Annotated in this window: 16 protein-coding genes and 1 tRNA gene; 16 read left to right on the top strand and 1 reads right to left on the bottom strand. The window is 54.1% G+C overall.

All coding sequences use genetic code 11. The annotated features are described in order from the left end of the window. Positions 1–9 precede the first annotated feature (9 nt). Together sucC and sucD are read left to right on the top strand one after the other, a co-directional pair. The gene (gene sucC, locus BM373_RS06455; protein WP_090460613.1) at positions 10–1,176 is read left to right on the top strand and encodes an ADP-forming succinate--CoA ligase subunit beta; all 1,167 of its coding nucleotides are present in this window, start codon (positions 10–12) and stop codon (positions 1,174–1,176) included. Then, the gene (gene sucD, locus BM373_RS06450) at positions 1,176–2,045 is read left to right on the top strand and encodes a succinate--CoA ligase subunit alpha (protein ID WP_090460612.1); all 870 of its coding nucleotides are present in this window, start codon (positions 1,176–1,178) and stop codon (positions 2,043–2,045) included. Before sucC ends, sucD begins: the two co-directional genes overlap by 1 nt. 71 nt (positions 2,046–2,116) lie before the next feature. Here the strand turns inward: sucD and BM373_RS06445 are convergent, their stop codons facing one another. Continuing rightward, positions 2,117–2,833: a GntR family transcriptional regulator gene (locus BM373_RS06445; RefSeq protein WP_090460611.1), complete on the bottom strand. Its 717-nt coding sequence runs from the start codon at positions 2,831–2,833 to the stop codon at positions 2,117–2,119. A gap of 169 nt (positions 2,834–3,002) precedes the next feature. On the opposite strand from BM373_RS06445, the gene mngA reads away from it, so the two are divergent. The 14 genes from mngA (at position 3,003) to BM373_RS06375 (ending at position 17,412) form a co-directional block, all read left to right on the top strand. Continuing rightward, a complete protein-coding gene (gene mngA / locus BM373_RS06440; protein WP_090460610.1) occupies positions 3,003–4,919 on the top strand; it encodes a PTS 2-O-a-mannosyl-D-glycerate transporter subunit IIABC in 1,917 nt (638 codons plus the stop codon). Positions 4,920–4,935: 16 nt separating this feature from the next. Next, positions 4,936–7,554: a mannosylglycerate hydrolase gene (mngB, locus tag BM373_RS06435; protein WP_090460609.1), complete on the top strand. Its 2,619-nt coding sequence runs from the start codon at positions 4,936–4,938 to the stop codon at positions 7,552–7,554. A gap of 671 nt (positions 7,555–8,225) precedes the next feature. After that, the gene (gene cydA / locus BM373_RS06430) at positions 8,226–9,830 is read left to right on the top strand and encodes a cytochrome ubiquinol oxidase subunit I (protein WP_090460608.1); all 1,605 of its coding nucleotides are present in this window, start codon (positions 8,226–8,228) and stop codon (positions 9,828–9,830) included. A gap of 15 nt (positions 9,831–9,845) precedes the next feature. Continuing rightward, positions 9,846–10,985 carry a cytochrome d ubiquinol oxidase subunit II gene (gene cydB, locus BM373_RS06425; protein ID WP_090460607.1) on the top strand — a complete coding sequence of 380 codons (1,140 nt, stop codon included), beginning with the start codon at positions 9,846–9,848 and terminating at the stop codon, positions 10,983–10,985. 14 nt (positions 10,986–10,999) lie between these two features. Continuing rightward, positions 11,000–11,113, top strand: a complete 114-nt coding sequence (gene cydX / locus BM373_RS06420; protein WP_090460606.1) for a cytochrome bd-I oxidase subunit CydX — start codon at positions 11,000–11,002, stop codon at positions 11,111–11,113. After that, on the top strand, positions 11,113–11,406 hold the full coding sequence (gene ybgE / locus BM373_RS06415) for a cyd operon protein YbgE (RefSeq protein WP_090460605.1): 294 nt from the start codon (positions 11,113–11,115) through the stop codon (positions 11,404–11,406). Before cydX ends, ybgE begins: the two co-directional genes overlap by 1 nt. Positions 11,407–11,554: 148 nt before the next feature. Continuing rightward, positions 11,555–11,959, top strand: coding sequence for a tol-pal system-associated acyl-CoA thioesterase (gene ybgC, locus BM373_RS06410; protein WP_090460604.1), 405 nt, complete (start codon positions 11,555–11,557; stop codon positions 11,957–11,959). Beyond that, on the top strand, positions 11,956–12,648 hold the full coding sequence (gene tolQ, locus BM373_RS06405; protein WP_090460603.1) for a Tol-Pal system protein TolQ: 693 nt from the start codon (positions 11,956–11,958) through the stop codon (positions 12,646–12,648). Before ybgC ends, tolQ begins: the two co-directional genes overlap by 4 nt. 3 nt (positions 12,649–12,651) lie before the next feature. Next, the gene (gene tolR / locus BM373_RS06400) at positions 12,652–13,080 is read left to right on the top strand and encodes a colicin uptake protein TolR (protein WP_090460602.1); all 429 of its coding nucleotides are present in this window, start codon (positions 12,652–12,654) and stop codon (positions 13,078–13,080) included. Positions 13,081–13,119: 39 nt separating this feature from the next. Further along, positions 13,120–14,403 (top strand): cell envelope integrity protein TolA, encoded by a 1,284-nt coding sequence (tolA, locus tag BM373_RS06395; RefSeq protein ID WP_090460601.1) that lies wholly within the window; start codon positions 13,120–13,122, stop codon positions 14,401–14,403. Between the two features lie 128 nt (positions 14,404–14,531). After that, positions 14,532–15,824 (top strand): Tol-Pal system beta propeller repeat protein TolB, encoded by a 1,293-nt coding sequence (gene tolB, locus BM373_RS06390; protein ID WP_090460600.1) that lies wholly within the window; start codon positions 14,532–14,534, stop codon positions 15,822–15,824. 34 nt (positions 15,825–15,858) lie between these two features. After that, positions 15,859–16,377: a peptidoglycan-associated lipoprotein Pal gene (pal, locus tag BM373_RS06385; RefSeq protein WP_090460599.1), complete on the top strand. Its 519-nt coding sequence runs from the start codon at positions 15,859–15,861 to the stop codon at positions 16,375–16,377. A 9-nt stretch (positions 16,378–16,386) separates the two neighbouring features. Further along, positions 16,387–17,172 carry a cell division protein CpoB gene (gene cpoB / locus BM373_RS06380; RefSeq protein WP_090460598.1) on the top strand — a complete coding sequence of 262 codons (786 nt, stop codon included), beginning with the start codon at positions 16,387–16,389 and terminating at the stop codon, positions 17,170–17,172. Between the two features lie 164 nt (positions 17,173–17,336). Further along, positions 17,337–17,412 (top strand) — tRNA-Lys (locus BM373_RS06375).

Genomic DNA, 17,412 nt, shown 5'->3' with positions numbered 1-17,412 from the left:
ATAGAACACATGAACTTACATGAATATCAGGCCAAACAATTGTTTGCCCGCTATGGTTTGCCAGCGCCGGTAGGTTACGCCTGTAACACCCCGCGCGAAGCTGAAGAAGCGGCATCCAAAATTGGTGCTGGCCCGTGGGTAGTGAAATGTCAGGTACACGCGGGTGGCCGTGGTAAAGCAGGCGGCGTGAAAGTGGTTAACAGCAAAGAAGAAATTCGCGCCTTTGCAGAACACTGGCTTGGTAAGCGCCTGGTGACCTACCAGACGGACGCAAACGGTCAGCCGGTAAATCAGATTCTGGTCGAATCCGCGACCGATATCGATAAAGAGCTGTACCTGGGCGCGGTCGTCGATCGTAGCTCCCGTCGCGTTGTATTCATGGCCTCCACCGAAGGCGGCGTGGAAATCGAGAAAGTGGCGGAAGAAACCCCGCACCTGATCCACAAAGTGGCGCTCGATCCGCTGGCAGGCCCGATGCCGTACCAGGGTCGCGAACTGGCGTTCAAACTGGGGCTGGAAGGTAAACAGGTTCAGCAGTTCACCAAAATCTTTATGGGCCTCGCGAACATTTTCCTTGAGCGCGATCTGGCGCTGATTGAAATCAACCCGCTGGTCATCACCAAACAGGGCGATCTGATTTGTCTCGACGGCAAACTGGGCGCTGATGGCAACGCGCTGTTCCGCCAGCCGGATCTGCGTGAGATGCGCGATCAGTCTCAAGAAGATCCGCGTGAAGCTCAGGCGGCACAGTGGGAACTGAACTACGTGGCGCTCGATGGTAATATCGGCTGCATGGTTAACGGTGCGGGCCTGGCAATGGGCACCATGGACATCGTTAAGCTGCATGGCGGCGAACCGGCAAACTTCCTTGACGTGGGCGGCGGCGCGACCAAAGAGCGCGTAACCGAAGCGTTCAAAATCATCCTCTCTGACGACAATGTGAAAGCCGTACTGGTGAACATTTTCGGCGGTATCGTACGTTGCGACCTGATCGCTGACGGCATTATCGGTGCTGTGGAAGAAGTGGGTGTTAACGTGCCGGTAGTGGTGCGTCTGGAAGGGAACAACGCCGAGCTGGGCGCGAAGAAACTGGCTGATAGCGGCCTGAATATTATTGCAGCGAAAAGTCTGACGGACGCAGCACAGCAGGTTGTTGCCGCAGTGGAGGGGAAATAATGTCTGTTTTAATCGATAAAAACACCAAAGTGATCTGCCAGGGTTTCACCGGCAGTCAGGGGACGTTCCACTCTGAGCAGGCGATCGCCTACGGTACGCAAATGGTCGGCGGCGTAACGCCGGGCAAAGGCGGCACCACCCATCTCGGCCTGCCGGTATTCAACACCGTGCGCGAAGCCGTGGAAGCGACGGGCGCGACGGCAACCGTGATTTACGTTCCGGCTCCGTTCTGCAAAGACTCCATTCTGGAAGCGATTGACGCGGGCATTAAGCTGATTATCACCATCACCGAAGGCATCCCGACGCTGGATATGCTGACTGTGAAAGTGAAGCTCGACGAAGCGGGCGTGCGCATGATCGGCCCGAACTGCCCAGGTGTGATCACCCCGGGCGAATGCAAAATCGGCATCATGCCGGGCCACATTCACCAGCCGGGCAAAGTGGGCATCGTTTCCCGCTCCGGTACGCTGACCTATGAAGCGGTTAAGCAGACCACCGATTACGGCTTCGGCCAGTCCACCTGTGTGGGCATCGGCGGGGACCCGATCCCTGGCTCCAACTTCATCGACATCCTGAAACTGTTCCAGGAAGATCCGCAGACCGAAGCGATCGTAATGATCGGTGAGATCGGCGGCAGCGCGGAAGAAGAAGCGGCGGCGTACATCAAAGAGCACGTCACCAAGCCGGTTGTGGGTTACATCGCAGGTGTGACCGCGCCGAAAGGCAAACGTATGGGTCATGCGGGCGCAATCATCGCGGGTGGTAAAGGCACGGCGGATGAGAAATTCGCTGCCCTTGAAGCCGCAGGCGTGAAAACCGTTCGCAGCCTGGCAGACATCGGCGAAGCGCTGAAAAGCATCATTAAATAAGTACTGCGCCCTGAAAGGGGCGCAATAATAAATGAGTCTTGACATGGTTGGCCATCATACGATGGCCTTTTTTAATGGCGTCGTTTCGCCACGAGGGTGAATTTATAGTCGTCGCTGCGAAAGGTGTTGCGGCTGTACTCAAACACCCGACCATCCTGCAAAAATCCGCGTGAGATTTTCTCCAGCACCGGCTGCGCCGGATCGACTGCCAGGGCGGCGATCACTTCTGCGCCCGGCATCACCGGGACAATTTCCTGTTCGCTGCGATCGATCACCATCTTTTTGACCTGCTCGATAAACTGGTATTTGGAATTTTCCATCACTTCCCAGGTGAGATCGGGAAACAGCGCCAGCGGCATCCAGGTTTCTTCCAGCGTCACCGCTTTTTGTTTGATAAAGCGTATCCGCTTCACATGCCAGGCTTTGTCATCCGCTTTCAGCGCCAGTCGTTCGGCCAGCGTTTCATCGGCACTGATCACCTCAAAAACCTGCACCTCGCTGTGCGTCTCGACTTCACGATCGGCCAGTTTTTCATAAAAGCTGGTGAGCTGATAAATGTCGTAATTCACCCGCTCCGCTTTCACATATGAGCCGCTGCCCTGGATGCTTTCGATAATGGCTTCGGCAGTGAGCTGTTTTAACGCCTGGCGCACGGTGACGCGGCTGACGCCAAACTGCGCCTGTAATGCGGATTCGGTGGGCAGCGCGTCGCCGGGTTTGAGTTCACCACTCTGCACTTGCAGGCGGAGGGTGTCGGCTATCTGGCGGTACATCGGTTTATTGGTCATAGCGGCCTGCGTTTGTATCACACAAATTAAGCCGATTATGCCCGTCACAGCGCCATTGTAAATAATACAAATCAAATACAAATAATCGCTATAAGTGAAATTGATCACGTAATGGTATTACTCCGTCAGGCACAATGCGCTGTAAATTGACTGACACTGTGAGGACGTGATGAAGCTGACGGCGTTAACCCACCCGGATGCCTGCCTGATTCAGACCTGTTTTACCAGCCGCACTGATGCCATTCGTGCGCTGGCGGAACGGCTGAAGGCGCAGGGCAAGCTGAGTGATATCGAGATTTTTTTACAGGACGTGTATGACCGGGAAGCTGCTGGCCCCACCGCGCTCGGTGAAGGGCTGGCGGTGCCGCACGGCAAATCATCGGCGGTAAACGAGGCGGCGTTTGCGGTGGCGACCTTACGCGAGCCGTTAAGCTGGCAGGGCGTGGATGGCCCGGAAGCGGTCTCGCTGATCTTTTTACTGGCGATCCCGCACGCCGAGGCCGGTTCCACGCATATGCAGTTGCTGACGGAACTTACCTCTGCGCTGGTCGACGATAGCGTGCGGGCGGCGGTGATGGCGGCAGAAACCCCCGACGCGCTGCTGGCGATCCTCGCGGGTGACCGGATGGGTCACCAGACGGAACTGGCCGCCGACGCGCCGCTGGTCGTCTGTGTCACCGCCTGTCCTGCGGGCATCGCGCATACTTACATGGCGGCGGAATACTTAGAAAAAGCCGGGCAAAAACTCGGTGTGCAGGTGGCAGTGGAAAAGCAGGGCGCGAATGGCATTGAAGGGCGTTTAACCGCCGAACAGCTTCACCGTGCCCGGGCCTGTATCTTTGCCGCCGACGTGGCGATTAAAGACGCCGACCGTTTTGCGGGCCTGCCCACGCTGCGTGTTCCGGTGGCGGAACCGCTTCGTCATGCGGAAAGTTTGATCACCCGTGCGCTGGCGCTGCCGCCGGTGACCGCCGAACGCGCGGCACAGAGTCAGGAAGATGCGCCCAAAAGCGTTAAAGCCGAATTAAAACAGGCGCTGTTAAGCGGCATTTCTTTTGCCGTGCCGCTGATTGTCGCCGGGGGCACGGTGCTGGCGGTCGCGGTGCTGCTGGCGCAAATTTTCGGCCTTCAGCATCTGTTTGATATGGAAAACTCCTGGCTGTGGCTCTACCGCAAACTGGGCGGCGGGATGCTCGGCACGCTGATGGTGCCGGTGCTGGCGGCCTACACCGCGTATTCGCTGGCGGATAAACCCGCGCTGGCCCCCGGTTTTGCGGCGGGTCTTGCCGCTAACATGATTGGTTCCGGCTTTCTGGGGGCAATTGCGGGCGGGTTAATCGCCGGGTATCTGATGCGCTGGGTAAAAAGTCATCTGCGTTTGAGCAGCCGGTTTAACGGTTTTCTGACCTTTTACCTCTACCCGGTCATCGGCACGCTCGGCGCGGGCAGTCTGATGCTGTTTGTGGTGGGTGAACCGGTGGCGTGGATCAACAACAGCCTGACAGCGTGGCTTAACGGTCTGTCCGGCGCGAATGCGCTGCTGCTCGGCGCAATTCTCGGTTTTATGTGTTCGTTTGATCTGGGCGGCCCGGTGAATAAAGCCGCCTATGCGTTTTGTCTCGGCGCGATGGCTAACGGCGTTTACGGCCCTTACGCCATTTTCGCCTCGGTCAAAATGGTCTCGGCTTTTACCGTCACCGCCTCGACGCTGATCGCGCCGCGCTACTTCAAAGAGTTTGAAATCGAAACCGGCAAATCAACCTGGCTGCTGGGGCTGGCGGGGATCACAGAGGGCGCGATTCCCATGGCGATTGAAGATCCGCTGCGGGTGATTGGCTCTTTTGTGCTTGGCTCGCTGGTCACGGGGGCCCTCGTTGGCGCGGCGGGCATTGGTCTGTCGACGCCGGGCGCGGGGATTTTCTCCCTCTTTTTACTGCACGATAACGGACTCGGCGGCCTGCTGGCGGCGGGTAGCTGGTTTGGCGCGGCGTTAATTGGCACGGCCATTTCCACCTGCATATTGATCCTCTGGCGTGGTGTTGCCGTGAAAAAAGGCAAATACGTTATCGAAACCCTTTTACCGTAACGATGAGGAAACGACGATGAAAGCTGTATCCCGTGTTCACATCACGCCGCATATGCACTGGGATCGGGAGTGGTATTTCACCACCGAAGAGTCGCGCATTTTGCTGGTCAACAATATGGAAGAGATCCTGACGCGCCTTGAGCAGGACGCCGATTACAAATATTACGTGCTCGACGGCCAGACGGCGGTACTGGAGGATTATTTTGCGGTGAAGCCGGAAAGCAGACCGCGTGTAAAAGCGCTGGTTGCCGCCGGAAAACTGATTATCGGCCCCTGGTATACCCAGACCGATACCACCATCGTGGCGGGCGAATCGATCGTGCGTAATTTGCTGTACGGTATGCGCGATTGCCTGGCCTTTGGCGAGCCGATGAAAATCGGCTATCTGCCGGATTCGTTCGGCATGTCGGCGCAACTGCCGCACATCTATAACGGTTTTGGCATCACCCGCACGATGTTCTGGCGCGGCTGTTCTGAGCGTCATGGCACTAACAAAACCGAATTTCTCTGGCAAAGCACAGATGGCAGCGAAGTGACCGCGCAGGTGCTGCCGCTGGGCTACGCGATTGGTAAGTACTTACCGGAGGACGAGGCGGGGCTGCGTAAGCGCCTTGATGACTATTTTACCGTGCTGGAAAAAGCCTCGCTCACCGGAGACATTTTGCTGCCCAATGGCCATGACCAGATGCCGCTCCAGCAAAATATTTTTGCGGTGATGGCGATGCTGCGCAAAATCTACCCGCAGCGCGAGTTTCTCATGAGCCGCTTTGAAGAGGTCTTTGAGCGCATCGAGGCGCAGCGCGGGAAGCTCGCCACGCTAAAAGGCGAGTTCATTGACGGTAAATATATGCGCGTGCACCGCACCATCGGGTCTACGCGGATGGATATCAAAATCGCCCATGCCCGCATCGAGAATAAAATAGTTAACCTGCTGGAGCCGCTGGCCGCTATCGCCTGGACGCTGGGCTTTGAGTACCACCACGGCCTGCTGGAAAAAATGTGGAAGGAGATCTTAAAAAATCACGCCCACGACAGCATCGGCTGCTGCTGTAGCGATCAGGTCCACCGGGAAATTATGTCGCGCTTTGCGCTGGCGGAGGACATGGCCGACAATCTGACGCGTTTTTATCTGCGCAAAATCACCGACAACATGCCGCACAGCGAGGCGGATAAGCTGGTGCTTTTTAACCTGATGCCGTTTCCCCGTGAAGAGGTGGTAAATACCACCGTGCGGCTGCGCGCCAGCCAGTTTCGCGTGTGCGACGGCGAAGGGCGTGACGTGCCGTTTTTCATCCGCAGTCAGCGGGAAATCGATCCGGGTCTGATTGACCGCCAGATTGTGCACTATGGCAATTACGAGCCGTTTATGGAATACGATATCCAGCTTAATCAGACGCTACCCGCGATGGGCTTCAGCACGCTGTTTATCGAGCCGGGCGTGGCAGGCCAACAGCAGGCGGTGAACGCCACGCAAAACGGGCTGGAGAACGCTTTCTGGCAGATTGATATCAATCATGACGGCACGCTGCGGCTGCGGGATAAAGAGCGCGGACTGATCTATGACCGGGTGCTGGAGCTGGAAGAGGGTTCGGACGACGGCGACGAGTATGATTACTCTCCGGCGCGTGAGGAGTGGGTGCTCACCTCCGCCGGGGTAACACCGTCCCGGGAAATAATCCACGAGGCCTGGCAGAGCAGGGCGCTGATCCGCTACCGCCTCGCGGTGCCGCGCGACCTGGCGGAACGGGCGGCGGGGAAAACCAGCGGCACGCTTGGCGTAGAGATGGAAATCACGCTGGCGCACCACAGTCGCCGCATCGATATTGAGGTGCGGCTGGATAATCAGGCCGACGACCATCGCGTGCGGGTGCGCATTCCCACGCCGTTTGTTACCGATGAGGTGCTGGCGGATACCCAGTTTGGCGCGATTACGCGTCCGGTGCGTGACAGCGCCATGGCAGGCTGGCAGGAAGAGGGCTGGAAGGAAGCGCCGGTGCCGGTGTGGAATCTGCTTAACTATGCGGCATTGCAGGAGGGACGGCACGGCATGGCACTGTTCACCGAAGGGCTGCGCGAATTTGAAATCATCGGTGAGAAAGAGAAAACCTTCGCCCTGACGCTGCTGCGCGGTGTGGGCGTGCTGGGTAAAGAAGATCTGCTCCTGCGTCCCGGCAGGCCGTCGGGCATTAAAATGCCGGTGCCGGATTCGCAGATGCGTGGCAAGTGCTCCTGCCGCTTTAGTCTGTTTGCGTTTAGCGGAACACCGGAAGGGGCAGGGGTGGCGCAACAGGCCCGGAGCTGGCTGACGCCGGTGCAGTGCTATAACAAAATTCCGTGGAATGCGATGAAACTGAATCCGGCGGCGATCACCACACCGCTGCGCTACAGCCTGTTGACGATATCCCCGGCGAGTTGCCCGCTCAGCGTTCTGAAAAAGGCGGAGGATAAGGATGCGCTGATTGTGCGTCTGTTCAACCCGTCGCTCGCCTCTGCCTGTGATGCCACGGTGACGTTTAACCGGCTGACTGAGGTTACGGAAGTGGGTATGGATGAACAACGACTAACGGCGGAAAAAAACCGATCGGGAATGTTACGGCCATGCCAGTCACAAACCCTGTGCGTTACATTTAAATAACCTTATTAGATTTACCTTAAGCCACGTTCGCGTGGCTTTTTACTTTCTGAATAAATTTCAGTGTTAAAAGGTTTAAATTCAAAAGTGAATTATTTGTGATAATAATCACTGCCGCCGCTTTTTTTTCATGCTGTCATTGCGCTTGCTTCCTTTATTTTTAAAACACTTTTGTAAATTCATACGCCAGCCGGGTTAAATAAAATCACCTTAATGAATATTTAATGCGGGCATATTAACTATCAGGACCATAGTTAATACAAGCTGTTAACATAATTTTTACCATCGCGACCATGCGGATACAAAATTAACATAACTTGAGAAAATTGATTTAAATCAATATTTAATTCGTGGAAAAAGACCATAAAAAGCGTTAAATTGTTCGCGATCAAATTGGTCAAAAAGTCGTACAATGCTCATAAATTGATCCCTGTCGAAAAACGTAAAAGAGGTTCAATAAAAACCTGTTTATTGTAAGGGAATTGCGGCGTAATATACTGCGAGATCAATTTAGGGTTTTATTAACGTATCTGTAACTTTACTTTGCCACGTTACTGTTATTCATAACCGCACTAACAAAGAAAAGTCAGAATCATTTGTTTTGGGGCATGTGTGTGAACCTTCGCTAACGAGGTTTACTCCCGGAGTCTTCATGCGATGAGCAAGGAGTCATAATGTTAGATATAGTCGAACTGTCGCGCTTGCAGTTTGCCTTGACCGCGATGTACCACTTCCTTTTTGTGCCGCTGACGCTGGGTATGGCGTTCCTGCTGGCCATTATGGAAACGGTCTACGTCCTTTCCGGCAAACAGATTTATAAAGATATGACCAAATTCTGGGGCAAGTTGTTTGGTATCAACTTTGCGCTGGGTGTGGCGACCGGTCTGACCATGGAGTTCCAGTTCGGGACTAACTGGTCTTATTACTCTCACTATGTGGGTGATATTTTCGGTGCGCCGCTGGCCATTGAAGGTCTGATGGCCTTCTTCCTCGAATCCACCTTTGTAGGTCTGTTCTTCTTCGGTTGGGATCGTTTGAGCAAAGTGCAGCATATGGCCGTTACCTGGCTGGTGGCGCTCGGCTCGAACCTTTCTGCATTGTGGATCCTTGTTGCTAACGGCTGGATGCAAAACCCGATCGCTTCGGATTTCAACTACGAAACCATGCGTATGGAAATGGTGAGCTTCTCCGAGCTGGTGCTTAACCCTGTTGCACAGGTGAAATTCGTTCACACTGTGGCCTCCGGTTACACCTGTGGTGCGATGTTCATTCTGGGTATCAGCGCCTACTACCTGCTGCGCGGTCGCGATGTCGCCTTTGCTAAACGCTCCTTTGCTATTGCAGCCAGCTTCGGCATGGCGGCAATTCTGTCTGTTATCGTACTGGGTGACGAATCCGGCTACGAAATGGGCGACGTGCAAAAAACCAAACTGGCAGCGATTGAAGCCGAGTGGGAAACGCAACCGGCTCCGGCCGCGTTCACCCTATTTGGTCTTCCTGACCAGGATACGCAAGAAAACAATTTCGCCATTCAGATCCCTTACGCACTGGGCATCATCGCCACGCGTTCTGTTGACACCCCGGTTATCGGTCTGAAAGACCTGATGGTGCAGCATGAAGAGCGTATCCGTAACGGTATGAAAGCGTATCAGCTGTTAGAAGAACTGCGTGCGGGTACGGCCGATCAGAGCGTACGCGACCAGTTCAACAGCATGAAGAAAGATCTCGGCTACGGGATGCTGCTCAAACGCTACACCCCGAACGTGACTGATGCGACTGAAGAGCAGATCCAACAGGCGACCAAAGATTCTATCCCGCGTGTTGCGCCGCTGTACTTCGCCTTCCGTATCATGGTGGGTAGCGGCATCCTGATGCTGCTGATTATCGGGGCGTCCTTCTGGACCGTTTGCCGTAACCGCATTGGGTCGAAATCCTGGCTGTTGCGCGCTGCGCTGTACGGTATGCCGTTGCCGTGGATTGCGATCGAAGCCGGTTGGTTTGTGGCTGAATATGGCCGTCAACCGTGGGCGATTGGTGAAGTGCTGCCGACCGCGGTGGCTAACTCATCATTAACCGTTGGCGATCTGCTGTTCTCGATGATTCTGATTTGCGGTCTGTATACGCTGTTTATGGTGGCGGAAGTGTTCCTGATGTTCAAATTTGCTCGCCTTGGGCCGAGCAGCCTGAAGACGGGTCGCTATCACTATGAGCAGTCTAATGTACCGTCTCAGTCAGAACGCTATGAGCAGTCTACCGTGTCTTCTCAGCCAGCACGTTAAGACAGGAGTCATTAAATGATCGATTATGAAGTATTACGTTTTATCTGGTGGCTGCTGGTTGGCATTCTGCTGATCGGTTTTGCGGTCACCGACGGGTTCGACATGGGCGTGGGGATGTTAACCCGCGTGCTGGGTCGCAGCGACACAGAGCGTCGTGTGATGATTAACACCATCGCCCCGCACTGGGACGGTAACCAGGTGTGGCTCATCACCGCAGGCGGCGCGCTGTTCGCGGCCTGGCCGATGGTCTACGCGGCTGCGTTCTCCGGCTTCTATGTGGCGATGATCCTGGTGCTGGCGTCATTGTTCTTCCGTCCGGTCGGGTTTGATTACCGCTCGAAGATTGAAGACAACCGCTGGCGCAACATGTGGGACTGGGGCATTTTCATCGGTAGCTTTGTGCCGCCGCTGGTCATCGGTGTGGCGTTCGGTAACCTGTTGCAGGGCGTACCTTTCCACATGGATGAGTACATGCGTCTGTTCTACACCGGTAACTTCTTCCAGTTGCTGAACCCGTTTGGTCTGCTGGCCGGTATTGTCAGCGTGGCAATGATCATCACCCAGGGCGCGACTTACCTGCAAATGCGTACCGCTGGTGAACTGCATCTGCGTTCGCGCAGCACCGCGCAGATTGCCGCGCTGGTCACGATGGTGTGCTTCGCGCTGGCAGGCGTCTGGGTGGTCTACGGTATTGATGGCTATGTGGTGACGTCTGTGATTGACCACCACGCGGCGTCTAATCCGCTGAGCAAAGAAGTGGCGCTTCAGGCGGGTGCCTGGATGGTTAACTTTAACAACACCCCGATTCTGTGGCTGATCCCGGCGCTGGGCGTTGTGCTGCCGCTGGTGACCACCCTGATGTCTCGTTTAGAGAAACCGGCGTTTGCGTTCGTCTTCTCTTCACTGACACTGGCGTGCATCATTCTGACCGCTGGTATCGCCATGTTCCCGTTCATTATGCCGTCCAGCACAATGATGAATGCGAGCCTGACCGTGTGGGATGCGACCTCCAGCCAGATGACGCTGAACCTGATGACTTATGTTGCTCTGGTGTTTGTGCCGATTATTCTTCTCTACACCACCTGGTGTTACTGGAAGATGTTTGGACGCATCACCAAACAAGACATCGAAAGCAACACTCATTCTCTGTACTAAGTAAGGAGCAAACAATGTGGTATTTCGCATGGATTTTAGGAACGCTTCTTGCCTGTGCATTTGGCATCATCACCGCGCTGGCGTTCGAGCATGTTGAAGCAACTAAAGCCGGTAAAGAAGAACACTAATGAACGCCATTATCGCTAAGATGTATGCGGTAATGGATAAGGGCCCGCTTCGGGCCCTTTCCTTAGTGATGGCATTACTGCTCGCCGGCTGCATGTTCTGGGATCCCACCCGCTTTGCGGCGAAGACCAGCGAGTTTGAAATCTGGCACGGTTTTCTGATGATGTGGGCCGTCTGTGCAGGCGTGATCCACGGCGTAGGATTCCGGCCTAAAGCGATTCACTGGCAGGGCGTATTTTGCCCGCTGATCGCCGACATTGTGCTGGCGACCGCGCTATTTTATTTCTTCTTTTGAATAAGAACTGTCCGTTAACGATATGGGCTTGCAAAAGCCCATAAATTTTTACTCTCCGTTTACCTGAACCCATTCCAAAGCACCTTCCCCGCGCGTATAGTAGCAACGTTTTAAAGCTCTAACCTTTCTTGCATTACCGGGATGTAAAGTGAATACAACGCTGTTTAGATGGCCGGTTCGGGTTTATTACGAAGATACGGATGCCGGTGGGGTGGTTTACCATGCCAGCTACGTCGCATTTTATGAACGAGCTCGCACAGAAATGCTGCGTCATCATCACTTTAGCCAGCAGGTTTTGTTGGCAGAACGGGTCGCTTTTGTGGTGCGTAAAATGACGCTGGATTATTTTGCCCCCGCCAGACTCGACGATATGCTCGAAGTCCAAACGGAAATTACATCAATGCGCGGAACCTCTCTGGTTTTCACGCAGCGGATCGTCAATGCAGAAAACATCGTGCTGAACGAAGCTGAAGTACTGATTGTTTGCGTTGATCCACTCTTAATGAAGCCTCGTGCGCTTCCCAAGTCTATTGTCGCGGAGTTTAAGCAGTGACTGACATGAACATCCTTGATTTGTTCCTGAAGGCTAGCCTTCTGGTCAAACTTATCATGTTGATTTTGATTGGTTTTTCAATCGCATCCTGGGCCATCATTATTCAACGTACGCGTATTCTTAACGCGGCGGGGCGTGAGGCAGAAACCTTTGAAGATAAATTCTGGTCCGGCATTGAACTCTCCCGCCTGTATCAGGAAAGCCAGGGACGCCGTGAAACGCTAACCGGCTCGGAGCAAATTTTCTACAGCGGATTCAAAGAGTTTGCCCGTTTACACCGCGCTAATAATCATGCGCCGGAAGCCGTTGTTGAAGGGGCTTCCCGTGCAATGCGCATCTCCATGAACCGCGAACTGGAAACACTGGAAACGCACATTCCTTTCCTCGGCACTGTGGGCTCCATCAGCCCGTATATTGGTCTGTTTGGTACCGTCTGGGGGATCATGCATGCCTTTATCGCACTTGGCGCGGTGAAACAGGCCACGCTGCAAATGGTTGCACCAGGCATCGCGGAAGCGCTTATCGCAACGGCTATCGGTTTGTTCGCGGCGATCCCGGCGGTAATGGCGTATAACCGTCTGAACCAGCGCGTTAATAAACTGGAACTGAATTACGACAACTTTATGGAAGAGTTCACCGCGATTCTGCACCGTCAGGCGTTTACCAGCAGCGAGAGCAACAAGGGGTAAACCATGGCCAGAAAGCATGGACGAGGTCGTCGCGAACTAAAGTCCGAAATCAACATCGTACCTCTGCTTGACGTGCTGCTCGTGCTGTTGCTCATATTTATGGCAACAGCACCGATCATCACCCAGAGCGTGGAGGTTGATTTGCCGGATGCGACAGACTCACAAAGCGTGAGCACCAATGATGATCCTCCGGTCATTATTGAAGTTTCCGGCGTTGGACAGTACAGCGTGGTGGTTGAAAAAGATCGTCAGGATCAACTGCCTCCTGAGCAGGTCGTTGCAGAAGCGCAGCGTCGCTTGCAGTCCAACCCGAAAACGGTCTTCTTAATCGGTGGCGCGAAAGACGTGCCGTACGATGAAATAATTAAAGCGCTGAACCTGTTACACAGCGCAGGTGTGAAGTCGGTTGGCTTAATGACGCAGCCTATTTAATCATCTGTTTAACAGGCACACAGTTTTTGGGAACCGAGAGTGTCAAAGGCAACCGAGCAAAACGACAAGCTTAAACGAGCGATAATTATTTCAGCCGTGCTGCATGTAATATTATTTGCAGCACTGATCTGGAGTTCGTTCGATGAGCATATAGACGCTTCTGGCGGCGGCGGTGGTTCGTCCATTGAGGCGGTCATGGTTGATCCTGGCGCGGTGGTACAACAGTACAACCGTGAGCAGGCCCAGCAGGCTAGCGCTAAACGCGCAGAAGAACAGCGAGAAAAACAGGCGCAACAGCAGGCGGAAGAGCTTCGTGAGAAGCAGGCCGCAGAGCAGGAGCGTCTGAAGCAGCTGGAGAAAGAGCGTTTGCAGGCGCAGGAAAACGCCCGCGAACAGGCCGAAGCGCAGAAGCAGGCGGAAGAAGCCGCGAAGAAAGCGCAGGAGCAGCAGAAACAGGCTGAAGAAGCTGCGGCGAAAGCTGCCGCTGATGCCAAAGCGCAGGCAGATGCTCAGGCAAAAGCCGCCGCTGACGCCGCGAAAAAAGCAGAAGCCGACGCAGCGAAACTGGCTGCCGCTGCCGCGAAGAAAGCAGAAGCTGAAGCCGCAAAAGCTGCCGCTGATGCTGCGAAAAAAGCGGAAGCGGAAGCGGCGAAAAAAGCCCAACAGGACGCTGAGAAGAAAGCCCAGGCTGAGGCTGCGAAAAAAGCCGCTGCCGCCGAAAAAGCCGCCGCCGCAAAAGCTGCTGCAGCCGAGAAAGCCGCGGCTGAAAAAGCGGCTGCTGCCAAAGCCGCTGCCGCTGAGAAGGCTGCTGCAGATAAGAAAGCTGCCGCCGACAAAGCTGCGGCTGATAAGAAAGCCGCTGCTGATAAAGCCGCCGCTGCGAAAGCGGCTGCCGCCAAAAAAGCCGCTGCGGAAAAAGCCGCTGCCTCTGACGTCGATGATCTTTTCGGCGACTTAAGCGACGGTAAGAATGCGCCGAAAGCAGGTGGTGGAGTGAAAGGAAGCGGGCAACCGTCTAAAGATAGTGGTACAAGCGGTGCGAATGGCGGAGCATCTGGCGCTGATATCAGTGCTTATGCTAGCCAGATTAAAGTGGCAATTGAGAGCCGCTTATATGGTGCTGACCTCTATGCCGGTAAATCCTGTGTGCTGCACATTAAGCTCGCACCGGATGGTTTGCTGCTGGATATCTCGGAAGAGGGGGGCGATCCTGCTCTTTGCCAGGCCGCATTGACGGCGGCAAAAACGGCTAAAATTCCTAAACCGCCCAGCAAGGCTGTTTACGAACAAGTAAAAGATGCCAAACTGGACTTTAAACTGTAACAAGTTCCCTGCAAAAGTGGGGAAATACAGTCTACTGTTGTGACAGCGTTTGGGTAGTTTTGACTATTTGAGTTTGTTAACCTTCTGCTAAATTATCGTGGGTTTTCAGCCCGGATAAGGGAGATATGATGAAGCAGGCATTACGTGTAGTGTTTGGTTTTCTTGTGCTGTGGGCAGCGGTGCTGCATGCAGAAGTGCGCATTGAAATCACCCAGGGGGTGGATTCGGCGCGCCCGATTGGTGTCGTTCCGTTCCATTGGGCAGGCCCGGGCGCTGCGCCTGAAGATATCGGTGGTATCGTTGCCGCTGACTTACGTAACAGCGGTAAGTTTAACCCATTAGACAAACAGCGCCTGCCGCAGCAGCCGAACTCCGCACAGGAAGTTCAGCCTGCTGCCTGGTCTGCGCTGGGTATTGATGCAGTCGTCGTCGGCCAGGTTTCACCTAACCCGGACGGCAGCTACAGCGTCGCGTATCAGCTCGTTGACACGGGTGCGGCACCTGGTACCGTACTGTCACAGAACACCTTTAAAGTGACCAAACAGTGGTTGCGCCTTGGCGCTCACACCGCCAGTGATGAAGTCTTCGAAAAACTGACCGGTATTAAAGGGGCGTTCCGTACGCGTCTGGCCTATGTGGTACAGACCAACGGTGGCCAGTTCCCGTATGAAATCCGCGTTTCTGATTACGATGGCTACAACCAGTTTGTCGTACACAAATCACCGCAGCCGCTGATGTCTCCTGCCTGGTCGCCGGATGGTAACCAACTGGCTTACGTCACCTTCGAAAGCGGTCGTTCAGCGCTGGTCGTACAGAACCTGGCCAGCACCGCAACGCGTCAGATTGCGTCCTTCCCGCGTCACAACGGGGCACCGGCGTTCTCTCCTGATGGTACGAAGCTGGCATTTGCCCTGTCTAAAACCGGTAGCCTGCATATCTATGTGATGGATCTGGGCTCGGGTCAAATGCGTCAGGTGACCGACGGACGTAGCAATAACACCGAACCTACCTGGTTCCCTGATAGCCAGAACCTGGCGTTTACTTCCGATCAGGCGGGTCGTCCTCAGGTGTACAAAGTGAACATCAACGGCGGTGCAGCGCAGCGTATTTCCTGGGAAGGTTCTCAGAACCAGGATGCTGACGTCAGCTCTGACGGTAAATTTATGGTAATGGTGTCCTCCAATGGTGGTCAGCAGCACATTGCCAAACAAGATCTGGTAGCGGGTGGCACACAAGTTCTGTCGTCAACGTTCCTGGATGAAACGCCAAGTCTGGCACCTAACGGCACTATGGTTATCTACAGCTCTTCTCAGGGGATGGGATCCGTGCTGAACCTGGTTTCTACAGATGGGCGTTTCAAAGCGCGTCTTCCGGCAACCGACGGACAGGTAAAATCACCTGCCTGGTCGCCGTATCTGTGATAATAAATAATTGATTAATAAAGGAATCAAAGAAATGCAACTGAACAAAGTGCTGAAAGGGCTGATGATTGCTCTGCCTGTTATGGCAATTGCGGCATGTTCTTCTAACAAGAACGCCAGCAATGACGGCAGCGAAGGCATGCTGGGTGCCGGCACTGGTATGGATGCGAATGGCAGCGGCAACATGTCTTCTGAAGAGCAGGCACGTCTGCAGATGCAACAGCTGCAGCAGAACAACATCGTTTACTTCGATCTGGACAAATTCGATATCCGTTCTGACTTCGCTGCGATGCTGGATGCTCACGCTAACTTCCTGCGTAGCAACCCGTCTTACAAAGTCACCGTAGAAGGTCACGCTGACGAACGTGGTACCCCGGAATACAACATCTCCCTGGGTGAGCGTCGTGCTAACGCTGTTAAAATGTACCTGCAAGGTAAAGGCGTTACTGCTGACCAGATCTCTATCGTTTCTTACGGTAAAGAAAAACCTGCCGTACTGGGTCACGACGAATCAGCTTACGCTAAAAACCGTCGCGCCGTACTGGTTTACTAAGAGAATTGCATGAGCAGTAACTTCAGACATCATCTGTTGAGTCTGTCGTTACTGGTTGGCATAGCGGCCCCCTGGGCCGCTTTTGCTCAGGCGCCAATCAGTAGTGTCGGCTCAGGCTCGGTCGAAGACCGCGTCACTCAACTTGAGCGTATTTCTAACGCTCACAGCCAGCTTTTAACTCAACTCCAGCAGCAGCTTACTGATAACCAGGCAGATATTGATTCTTTGCGTGGTCAGATTCAGGAAAGCCAGTACCAGCTTAATCAGGTTGTCGAACGTCAGAAGCAAATCCTGCTTCAGATTGATAGTCTGGGAAGCGGGGGAGCGGCTGCGGCGCAACCTGCAGCAGGCGATCAAAGCGGCGACGCTACCGCCACGCCGGACGCGGGGGCTCAGGCTCCGGCGGCACCTGTGCAAAGCGGTGATGCAAATACCGATTACAATGCGGCAATTGCGTTGGTGCAGGATAAATCCCGTCAGGATGAAGCGATTAATGCTTTTGCGAGCTTTATCAAGAAGTACCCTGATTCTACTTACCAGCCAAATGCCAATTACTGGCTGGGACAGTTGAATTACAACAAGGGGAAAAAGGATGATGCGGCGTTCTATTTTGCCTCCGTGGTAAAAAATTACCCGAAATCACCTAAAGCGCCGGATGCGATGTTCAAGGTCGGCGTCATCATGCAGGACAAAGGGGACAGTGCGAAAGCCAAAGCAGTTTATCAGCAGGTGATTAGCAAATATCCCGGCACCGAAGGCGCAAAACAGGCGCAAAAACGACTCAGTGCGATGTAATGAATGCTGCTCGACCAGAAATCGATGTATTTCTGGTCTTGTCGCATGAATGATAAGCAGTTAAGTGATCTATATCGAAATTTTAGTTGCGCTGAATTCTTAAATCAGTAATATATGCCGCCGTTGCCAAGGGATATCAACCATCCCGAAAGCTGCAAAAAAGTGGGTCGTTAGCTCAGTTGGTAGAGCAGTTGACTTTTAATCAATTGGTCGCAGGTTCGAATCCTGCACGACCCACCA

This window comes from Enterobacter sp. kpr-6 (assembly GCF_900116015.1).
In the GTDB taxonomy this organism is placed as follows: Bacteria; Pseudomonadota; Gammaproteobacteria; order Enterobacterales; family Enterobacteriaceae; genus Enterobacter_D.
Note: the sequence above shows the minus strand (reverse complement) of the source record. Positions and strands in the feature narration are given on the sequence as shown.